The 6,150-nt window shown below is 69.3% G+C and carries 7 protein-coding genes; 2 read left to right on the forward strand and 5 right to left on the reverse strand.

Annotated elements, in window-relative coordinates:
* The first annotated feature begins 47 nt into the window (after positions 1–47).
* Positions 48–356 carry a DUF6247 family protein gene (locus tag AB0398_RS31130; protein WP_366379002.1) on the forward strand — a complete coding sequence of 103 codons (309 nt, stop codon included), beginning with the start codon at positions 48–50 and terminating at the stop codon, positions 354–356.
* Positions 357–747: 391 nt separating this feature from the next.
* Here AB0398_RS31130 and AB0398_RS31135 read toward each other — a convergent pair whose 3' ends face one another.
* The gene (locus tag AB0398_RS31135) at positions 748–1,446 is read right to left on the reverse strand and encodes a ScbR family autoregulator-binding transcription factor (protein WP_366379003.1); all 699 of its coding nucleotides are present in this window, start codon (positions 1,444–1,446) and stop codon (positions 748–750) included.
* A gap of 508 nt (positions 1,447–1,954) precedes the next feature.
* Here AB0398_RS31135 and AB0398_RS31140 point away from each other — a divergent pair.
* On the forward strand, positions 1,955–2,689 hold the full coding sequence (locus tag AB0398_RS31140) for an HAD family phosphatase (RefSeq protein WP_366379004.1): 735 nt from the start codon (positions 1,955–1,957) through the stop codon (positions 2,687–2,689).
* An 89-nt stretch (positions 2,690–2,778) separates the two neighbouring features.
* Here the strand turns inward: AB0398_RS31140 and dhaL are convergent, their stop codons facing one another.
* The 4 genes from dhaL to AB0398_RS31160 all read right to left on the reverse strand — a co-directional run bounded on the left by dhaL (position 2,779) and on the right by AB0398_RS31160 (position 5,935).
* Complete coding sequence (dhaL, locus tag AB0398_RS31145) at positions 2,779–3,435, reverse strand: dihydroxyacetone kinase subunit DhaL (RefSeq protein WP_366379005.1); 657 nt, start codon at positions 3,433–3,435, stop codon at positions 2,779–2,781.
* A 57-nt stretch (positions 3,436–3,492) separates the two neighbouring features.
* On the reverse strand, positions 3,493–4,491 hold the full coding sequence (locus AB0398_RS31150; RefSeq protein WP_366379006.1) for a dihydroxyacetone kinase subunit DhaK: 999 nt from the start codon (positions 4,489–4,491) through the stop codon (positions 3,493–3,495).
* 437 nt (positions 4,492–4,928) lie between these two features.
* Complete coding sequence (locus AB0398_RS31155; protein WP_366379007.1) at positions 4,929–5,504, reverse strand: transposase; 576 nt, start codon at positions 5,502–5,504, stop codon at positions 4,929–4,931.
* Positions 5,501–5,935, reverse strand: coding sequence for an IS630 family transposase (locus tag AB0398_RS31160; RefSeq protein ID WP_366379008.1), 435 nt, complete (start codon positions 5,933–5,935; stop codon positions 5,501–5,503). Before AB0398_RS31160 ends, AB0398_RS31155 begins: the two co-directional genes overlap by 4 nt.
* Positions 5,936–6,150: the final 215 nt, after the last annotated feature.

Raw genomic sequence — 6,150 nt, forward strand, 5'->3', positions numbered from 1 at the left:
CGGCGGCACGCGTACCGCGAGGGGTGATGACCCGCCGGAAGGACTCCATGAGCGCGCAGCCCGGCCACCACGCTCCCGCCCCGCCGTACGCGCCCGCGCCCGGCGCTCCGGCCGAGCTCCTCGCCCGGTTGCGCGGCAGTGAGCGTGCGCAGCGGTGGGTGCCGGCCTTCGAGGGGGAGTGGGCGGCCGCGCTGGAGGAGTCCCGCGGCACCTTCTCCCTCGCCCCCCTGTACGAGGTCGTCCAGATCTGGCAGGCCCGCCTCGCCTCCGCCCCTGCGGTCGAGGCGTTCCTCGCCTCCGGCAAGGACGACTCCGGCTTCGTGGACCCGGCGGAGATCCGCGGCAGGCGCCGGTGAGCGACCAGCCCTACGCGGTCCGCCTGTCCGCGGCTGCGGCGAAGGCACTCGCCGCCCTGCCCGAGCACGCCGAGCAGACCGCCTGGGACGTCCTGGACGCCGCCGGCGACCCATAGGGCTTTTCGCACGGGGACATCGGCGACCCAGAGGGCGAGGACGAACGACGTCGGCCTGTGGCTTTTGCCCTGGCCCAAACGGCACGGGTCGCCGCGCGCGATACGCAGAGCCGGAAGGTCGGTTCTGCACGGTCCATCGCCCGTCTCCGTGGTGTCTGTCGCCCCCTCTCTGCATCCTGGGCTACCGGGAGCGGCGGGCGCACGGACGTGGACCGGGTGACAGCCGGGATGCCGGGATCGAGCGGCACCCCGCGCGTTACGACCTTCGCCGGTCGCTACGGGATCGCGGTCGAGTGCTGCACCGGGGCTGCCGCTGGGATCCTCCGCATCGTCGGCACCATTTGTTGCGCCCGCGCCCGGCTCAGCACGCCCGTTGAATCGGTATCGCCTTGCAGGAAGGGCAGGGTGATGTGCCACCAGTCGGCGAGACGCGCGGCGACCAGGCGGCGGTCCTCCAGCGCCTCGGTGAGGGTGCAGAGCCCGAAGAAGGCGCGGACCAGAGCGGGGGCGACAATGGCGGGGCGGACCCTGTGCGCGAGATGGCCGGTGGCGCGCGCCTGGGCGAGGAGACGGGTGGTGGCGGCGGTCCAGAGGGTGAAGGGATCGGGCAGGGGAGCGTCGATGGTGTCGCGCTCCGCCCAGAGACGTGCGCCGGCGCGCACGACAGTGTCCTCTATGAGCGCGTGCGCGATCTCGAAGCTGAGGGATACCAGCCGGTCGAGCGGCGGTACGGAACGGTCGGCGTAGCGTGCGCCCAGATGGGGCCACGTGGCGAATGCGTCCTTCACCACTGCGAGGGCGATTCCCTCCTTGCTGGCGTAGTGGAAGTAGACGGACCCGCTGGTCCGGCCGGATCTGGTGCTTATGTCGTTGACGCTGGTACCGGCGTATCCCCGTTCGGCGAAGAGGCGGGCGGCCTCCTCCAGCAGTGCTCTGCGGGTCGCCCTTGCTCGTTGCTGCAATGCGCCGCTCACTTCCACTCGGTTTTTTCGTGACGACCGAGAAGGTAGTGCGCCCGCGTACGCCGGTGGTAATTCGTCACCCCGTCCGCAAGCATGGTTCTTTTGTGCGGGCGCTCATTCCCTGGAGTGGTCATTGTCTGTTCTCTGGCGCGTGGACCGGCCGTCCGGGTGAAGGCGTCGCCTCCCGTTCAGCCCGCGCCCGTTGCCTCGCGCATATGCGCCAACTGCGCTTCGCGCCAGCGGGTTAACCGGATCTCGAGCCGATACATCAAACCCAGTGGGAGTGCGTTCTTTACCCCACTTCAGTCATCGCGTCCAGCACTCGAAGCGGTGATTGCGTCACTCTGATCGCAAAAATAACGTAGCGGCCACGATGTTTCCCGTTTGCTGCGGTATGGACGTGATGTCCTTACTTCGTCAGGTGGTGCCCAAGTTCGGTGCTCCGCCCGTTGGCCGGGAGACCCCAATCTGCCCGAACCGGTCACGTCACAAGCGTGACCGCTTCTTTCCCGGAGGCCGCATGACCACCCAGGCGCATCCCCTTCTCGGTTGGTCCCCCGAAGCCGTCGTCCTCGATTGCGACGGCACCCTGATGGACAGCGAACGGCACTGGCAGGACGCCCGAACCCGTACCTTTCGCGAGTTCGGGCTGACGGCTCCGCCGGGATTCGCCGACCGCGCGAAGGGCGTGCACTACGTCGACTGCGGGCGCTTGATGGCCGAGGAGACGCACAAGCCCGACCTCGCCGACGACTTGGCCCGGTCGCTGTTGGAGCACTTCCTCTCCTTGGTCGCCGACGACCCCGTGACCATGCCCGGAGCGGTCGACTTCGTCCGGCTCCTCGCAGGACGGCTACCGCTGGCAGTGGCCAGCAACTGCCCGTCGCAGGTCGTGGAAGAAAGCCTTGGCCGCGCCGGCCTGCTGCGCTACTTCGCCCACGTGGTTGTTCCCACGGAGCCCTCCGGTTCGTCCACCACCGCTCCGGAGGGCGTGCGGCCCAAGCCCTGGCCTGACGTCTACATGATGGCCGCCCGGCTCTGCGGTACCGAGCCGGAGCGCGCACTGGCGGTGGAGGACTCGGCGACCGGGATCGAGTCGGCTCGCCGGGCCGGACTGAAGGTCCTCGGAGTGGGACCGCGGCCTGACGAGGACGCCTCTCGCGCCGATCTGTGGGTGACCGCGCTGCACTCGCCGGTGCTCCTGGACTGGGTGCGGAGGCAGGTGCCGCGCCGGACGGATACTCCGAAGGGGTGAACCGGACCGCAATTCCGGGCCGGGGATGCCTTTTAGGGGCGGTGGACCGAAGACGGGACCGGGAGCTGCGACGACCGGCCTGCGGAAGCCTACGAGGCGTGTACGTATGGGGCGAGGTCCCCGACGACCCCGGCGGCCGAGGCGAAGAGGAGAGCAACTCCCACGGCTCCCGGGTCGGGGACGCCCGCCGCGCGTTCGCCAACGTAGCTGGAGCGGCCCATGCGGGCGCGGAGCCGGGTAGTGTCGCGCACGCCCTGCCAGGCGGCTTCTGCGGCGGCGTTCAAAGCGGCTGTGGGAGGGGTCCGGTCGGGGAGGGCCTCCAATACCCCGGCCGCGGGGGCGAGGGCGTCGACCAGGGTCTTGTCACCGGGCGCGGCCCCACCGACGCGACTGATGGAGGCCAGTCCCCCCGCGACCCCCTTGGCGAGGGCGGGGGTGGTGAGACTCAGGGCTGCGACGGAAGCGGCGAGTGACTGGAGCAGCAGGCCGAAAAGGGGGCCGCTGGTGCCGCCCACCTCGTTGAGGAAGGCGGTGGCAGCGGCTTCCAGGGCCTCGGCGTCCCCAGGAGCACCGAGGGCGTCGAGACGCGTCAGGGCGGCGGTGGTGCCCGCGGACAGATTGGTGCCGAAGTCGCCGTCGCCGACCTGCTGGTCGAGGGCGGTGAGCTGGGCTTCGGTACTACGTACGGTACCGGCGAAGCGGCGTATCCAGGCATCGGCGGAGAGTGCCTCGTCAGCGGTGGCCAAGGTGCTGCTCCCGTTCTCGTGATCGGACGGATCGGCGGGTCGCCGGACCGGGTCTGCTCACCAGCGCAGAGTGGCGGTGTGCACGGGCGCGTCGTAGAAGGCGAGGTCGGCCGGTTCGGCGAGGAGGAGGGTGAGGGAGAAACCGCGCATGTCGAGGGCCGTGACGTAGTCGCCGACCAGGCTGCGGGCAAGGGCGACTCCCCGGGAGTCGAGGATCCGGGCCAACTCACCGTGAGCGGCGTACAGCTCCAGGGGAGTCACCGCACCGAGACCGTTGACCATGGTGATGACGGCGGTGCCCGGCCCCGGGGCGAGGGCATCGAGGAGTTCACCTGTCATCCGCTCGACCAGTGAGGTGAGCGTGCCATGACGGACGGTCGACCTGGCCCGCTCCCCATGGATGCCGACGCCATACTCCAGTTCGCCGGCGGCGAGCTCGAAGGCGGGGCCGCCCAGGACAGGGGCGGTATGGGCGGCCGAGGCGACGGCGAGCGTACGGCAACGGGAGGCGAGACGCGTGCCGAGCTCCTGGAGTTCGGCGAGACCGAGGCCGGTGTCGGCGGCGCCACCGAGGATCTTCTCCAGAAGAACGGTACCGCCGGTTCCCCGGCGGCCGGAGACGATCTCCTCGGAGTCGGAGGCGAGGTCGTCGTCGACGAGGACGCGCGCGCACGGCACCCCCCGGTGGGCCAGGCGCTCGGCGGCGATGCCGAAGTTGATGCGGTCACCGGTGTAGTTCTTGACGATGTGCAGGACGCCTTCCTCGCGGGCGGCAGCGAGCGAACCTTCATAGACCTGACGGTTGTGCGGTGAGGCAAAGACGCGTCCGGGGCAGGCGGCGTCGAGCATGCCCCGTCCGACGTACCCGGCGTGCATCGGCTCGTGTCCCGCGCCGCCGCCGGACAGCAGGGCGACACGCCGGCGCGGGGACGTAGCGCGGGCCAGGAGGAATCCGTGGTCGGGATCGAGAGTGAGCAGGTCCGCGTGGGAACGTGCGAAGCCCGCGAGCGCGTCTGACACGAGGGTGTCGGCGCTGTTCTCGAAATACGAGACCATGCGAATCCTCCGTGGTTAGGGGCCGCGAGGGGCTCCTCCATGCTGGGCTCCGGCTCCGCCCGGGGCAAGCCGCGCGTCAAGTCGCTCGTCTTTTCGAGTGCCGCTTTCCGCGATGGACCCGGGGGCGCCCGCAGCGCTTCGGGTTGGCGACAGCCGCTGCGGCCCGGTCCGCGGGGTGCGCGCCCCGGGCCGCTCGCCGGTCACTCCGATGGCGGCCCTGGAGGTGCTCGATCGGGCGGAGAAGACCGGCGTAGAAGCCGTCGTCGTTCTTCACGTGACAGGGCACGATCCGCGAGGGACCCGGATTTAAGCAGGAACACCCGCTGTAACGCCTTCGAGCCGTCGATCGCCCCACAGCCCTGGCGGACGTGCTGGGAGAGATGGAGGGATCGAGCCTGGGTCCGGTCCGGGTGAGCCGAGCTCTACTGATCTTTTCATTAGTTCTGTGGGTCTGGTGGGTGGAGGGTGAGGCCGGTGTGGGCGAGGAAGGACCAGGGCAGTTGCGGGTTGGTGTTGATGCGGTAGATCCCCTGTTCGGTGGCGTCGGCGACATCGGTGAGATGGTCGCCGGCGAGGTTGGCGAGCTCGCGTTTCTTCAGCGAGGACCACAGCAGTTCCACCGGGTTCAGCTCGGGTGCGTAAGCCGGTAATCGCTCGAGTGTGAGCCAGTCCTGTTCGGCGACCCAGGCTCGCATGGCCCGGCTCCAGTGAGCCGACAGTCCGTCCCAGACCAGCACCACCCGTTCGCCGTTGTAGAACGTCTTCATCTGCTCCAGGACCTCGATGAGTGCGGCGGTGTCGTAGCTGCCGGGCTTGAGGTGGAAGCACAGCCGAGGACCGCGTTCGGGGTCGGTGCCGTGGTAGCCGAGGGCGCCGGCCATGGAGGCGCGTTTCCAGTTCAGCCGGTGCCGCAGGAGCGGGGTGTGGCCGCGGGGCGCGTAGGTGCGGCGGACCTGCGGCAGCAGCGACACGCCTGATTCGTCGAGGAAGACGATCCAGGCACGTGTGTTCACGGCCCCTTTTTGATCCGCGGCCACTCGTGCGCGATCCAGCGGGCGATCTCGGATTCGTTCCTCTCCACCGCCCGCCGTTCGGGACGTTGCAGACTCCAGCCGAGCCGGCCGGTCAGCAACCGCCACACCGACGCCCGCGACAGAACCACGCCGGTCACCCGCTCGACCACCAGACCGACCCGCTCCAGTGTCCACAGATCAGCCTCGAACCCGTGCGTCTGGGCGCCTTGTTCCAGGGCGGTCCGCACCTGCTCGACCTGGGCATCGTCCAGTTTGGGCGGGCGACCGGTGGCCGGACGCCGGCGCAACCCGTCAGTACCGCCCTCCTCCCAGACGCGTCTCCACCGTCGGACACTTTCCTCACTGACGCCCAGCATCCGCGCGATCTCGGCACCCGAACGTCCCTGCTCGAACAACTCGGCTGCCCGCACCCGCCGAGCCTCGGCCAGCTGCGGTCGCGTCAAAGGAGGAACAACAGGCGAAGGCTTGAAAGGCACCGCATCAGGATCCCACCAATGAGTCCGTCACACCCACGGAACTAACGAGAAGATTACTGATCTTTTCTTTAGTTGCGTGGGGTTGATGGGTGGATGTTGAGGCCGGTGTGGGTGAGGAAGGACCAGGGCAGTTGAGGGTTGTTGTTGAT

Origin of the sequence: Streptomyces sp. NPDC086147 (genome assembly GCF_040702165.1) — a bacterium.
In the GTDB taxonomy this organism is placed as follows: Bacteria; Actinomycetota; Actinomycetes; order Streptomycetales; family Streptomycetaceae; genus Streptomyces.